The sequence below is a fragment of the Schlesneria sp. genome, assembly GCF_036405755.1.
In the GTDB taxonomy this organism is placed as follows: domain Bacteria; phylum Planctomycetota; class Planctomycetia; order Planctomycetales; family Planctomycetaceae; genus Schlesneria; species Schlesneria sphaerica.
In genome coordinates this window covers 1-2,621 of the sequence record NZ_DASWWZ010000012.1, presented here as the reverse complement: position 1 = coordinate 2,621, position 2,621 = coordinate 1, and the positions used below count along the sequence as shown (strand labels likewise).

At 56.5% G+C, this 2,621-nt stretch carries 2 protein-coding genes; both read left to right on the top strand.

Going from position 1 to position 2,621, the window contains the following annotated elements:
- The first annotated feature begins 806 nt into the window (after positions 1–806).
- Positions 807–1,298: a hypothetical protein gene (locus VGE80_RS00405; RefSeq protein WP_440591273.1), complete on the top strand. Its 492-nt coding sequence runs from the start codon at positions 807–809 to the stop codon at positions 1,296–1,298.
- 128 nt (positions 1,299–1,426) lie between these two features.
- Positions 1,427–2,521, top strand: a complete 1,095-nt coding sequence (locus tag VGE80_RS00400; RefSeq protein ID WP_440591272.1) for a hypothetical protein — start codon at positions 1,427–1,429, stop codon at positions 2,519–2,521.
- Positions 2,522–2,621 lie beyond the last annotated feature (100 nt).

The following is a 2,621-nucleotide window of genomic DNA, read 5'->3' as shown; positions in this document are numbered from 1 at the left end:
CGGAGTACCCCGGTACCTCGCGTGGATCCTGGCTAACTCGGGGAAAGGATGGTGGCGCATGGCGGGTAGCCCTCCCGCTCAACATGCCATGTCCATCGACTGGTTCCATCGTCTCGGCCTCGTCTTCCTGACCCAAAGGCATGCCGAGTTACAAACATCATAGAAACCGCCGGATACGATGAGTACGTCCGGTGGTGTGGGAGGACGGCGGGGGTGACCCCGCCTCCTACCCGATTATCCCGACATTCCTGATTCCCGCCCGTTTTTCTTTTTTAACAGCGGAGAACTCGCTGATCGTGATAAGAACGCCTCCGCATGTGCGTCCGAGGGAGAGGATTTTTCATTGCAAACCCCGCACTTTCGTTTGGAGTCTGGGGCCTCTCTCGCCCTCTTGCTGATTTTCGAGCCCTGTCTGAGTCTGTAGGTCCGGTGGCCCGAATGGGGTGGTCCGCCGGGAGACGTTCACCACAGACCTCCGCTGCTGTTGGTCTTCCTCGATACTTTCCAACGGGTGGGGCATGCGATGAGGAGGACGGGGAATGGGTATCGGGTGTCTCACTTATCCGTGTGAACTCGAGTGATTCGACGTAAGGAGGCGATTCCGACATTGAGGGGAGAGGCGTAAAGCTCGCCTGCCAGAGCGGTGACGACATTCGTCTTGCGGCAAAACTCGCCGATGAAGTAAAACCCCGGCGCAAACGGGGCAAGATTTTCCGCCGTTACTGTTTACACATGCAGTCACCTCTCTGACCTGGACGATTCGAACAGCGTCTTAAACTCATCCGCCGACGGAACCTTTCTGACGAATGGACTATCACCTTAAACCACTGGGTAAAAACTGTGCTGCGACGGGTAAACCGCTCGTCCCCGGCTCGGTGTGCCACTCGGTATTGGTTGAACGTGAAAACGGACTCGTTCGTCTGGACTTTTCCGACGAGGGGTGGACTGGTCCACCAGCGGGGCACTTTGGCTGCTGGACCGTCGAAGTCCCCGCGGCAATCGATCCGAAACTGACCCGGATCGACCCCGAAGTCGCGATGCGGTACTTCGAGCAACTGAGTGAAGAGGCAAGTCCGGTTCACGAGCGAACCCGTTATGGGCTGGCGCTCGTGCTGCTGCAGCAGCGGAAACTGAGGTTGGAGAATGTTCGTTATGAAGACGACCGCGAGTTCCTGGAACTGAGTGGTGTTCATGGCGAAGGGACGTTTGAGGTCTTCAACTACCATCTTGGTGATGCGGAATCGCAGCAGCTGATTTCAGAACTGAAAATCCAACTTTCAGCGGAGTGGCAGGGATGACCCGATTTACAACCCTGTCACTACCCCTCCGCAGTCGGCAAAACGTTGGCTCGGGCGTTGCGATTGCATGCGCCGTGAGACGACATTCAGAACAAGCAGGACGCCCACGAGCACTTGCCCTCCGTCTGATGTCGCTGTCTTTGCTGTTGTTTGTCGTAGTTTCGCTTTCGGGCTGCGTCTCCGGCCGTGGAATCATCTGGAAGCGGGCGCGCGACCCGATGGCCGGGGCACCTTGTCTGAAGAATGTCAGCAACCCTTCCATCGAAGAAGTGGTCGCACACCTGAATCAGAACACGGACCGCATTCACAGCTGGCAGGCGAAGAAGGTGAAAATCCGTGTCGACAAGTATTCGTTCAATGGAATGCTGGCCGTCGAAAAAGACCGAAAATTCCGCCTCCAGGTGATGTCGATGCGAGGAAAGGAGGTCGATCTTGGTTCCAACAGCGATCGCTTCTGGGTCTGGGCTCGCGAGATGGATCCAGGATTTGTGACCTGTCGGCACGAAAACATGGACGCCGCTCGCCATCAGATTGGTATTCCTTTCGAACCTGACTGGTTGCTGCAAACGCTGGGCGTTGCGCCGCTGCCGACGACCGGGGTCACCATCGAAACTGACCCGGAATACGAACAAGCCCGGCTGGTGGAGCAGATTGTCACTGCCCACGGTCTGCCGCTACGACGCGTGGTGCTGGTCGATCTCAAGAAGGGGATCGTGATCGAGCATAGTCTGTACAGCAATGACGCCACGCGCCTCGCCCAGGCCAAACTCGATGATCATCGACTCGACCCTGCCTCTGGGGCCGTACTCGCCCACCAGATTCGGTTGGACTGGCCGCAGACGAAGATGACTTTGACGATGGATCTGGGAGAAGTGCAAATCAATCCCAGCTCCATTCCGGTGGATTGCTGGGACTTACCCGAGTTCCCGCATACTCAGGTGGTGCACCTGGATGCCAAAATGCAGCGTCCATCAATCGCGGGGGAGCAGAGCAGTCCGTCTACAGATCGCCTTGTCCCCGTAGAAACGTTCCGTTCTCACGAGTCGCATAATTTTCTTCGCGGAGACGATTACCTGAACGAAGAACATGTCGAAGTGGTCGACGATGACGTGACTGACGATTCCTTTCAGACGGTGGAAGCCGATTCAGAAGACGAAGAGAAAGAGGATCGTTACCGAGAATTTCGTGATATCGCGCGGGAATCGGAATCGTCGCCCTATTGACCCCGTTTATGCCCGGATAACCGCAGCGGGCACTTCTTCAGACGAGATAGACGCTGAGACGGTACCACTTCACCAGTCGAAACTCGCTTGGATTTTGACT

What these genes read in the sequence shown, in the direction of transcription:
- VGE80_RS00405 (WP_440591273.1), top strand. Translation starts at nt 807, where the DNA reads ATGGACTATCACCTTAAACCACTGGGTAAAAACTGTGCTGCGACGGGT.
- VGE80_RS00400 (WP_440591272.1), top strand. Translation starts at nt 1,427, where the DNA reads ATGTCGCTGTCTTTGCTGTTGTTTGTCGTAGTTTCGCTTTCGGGCTGC.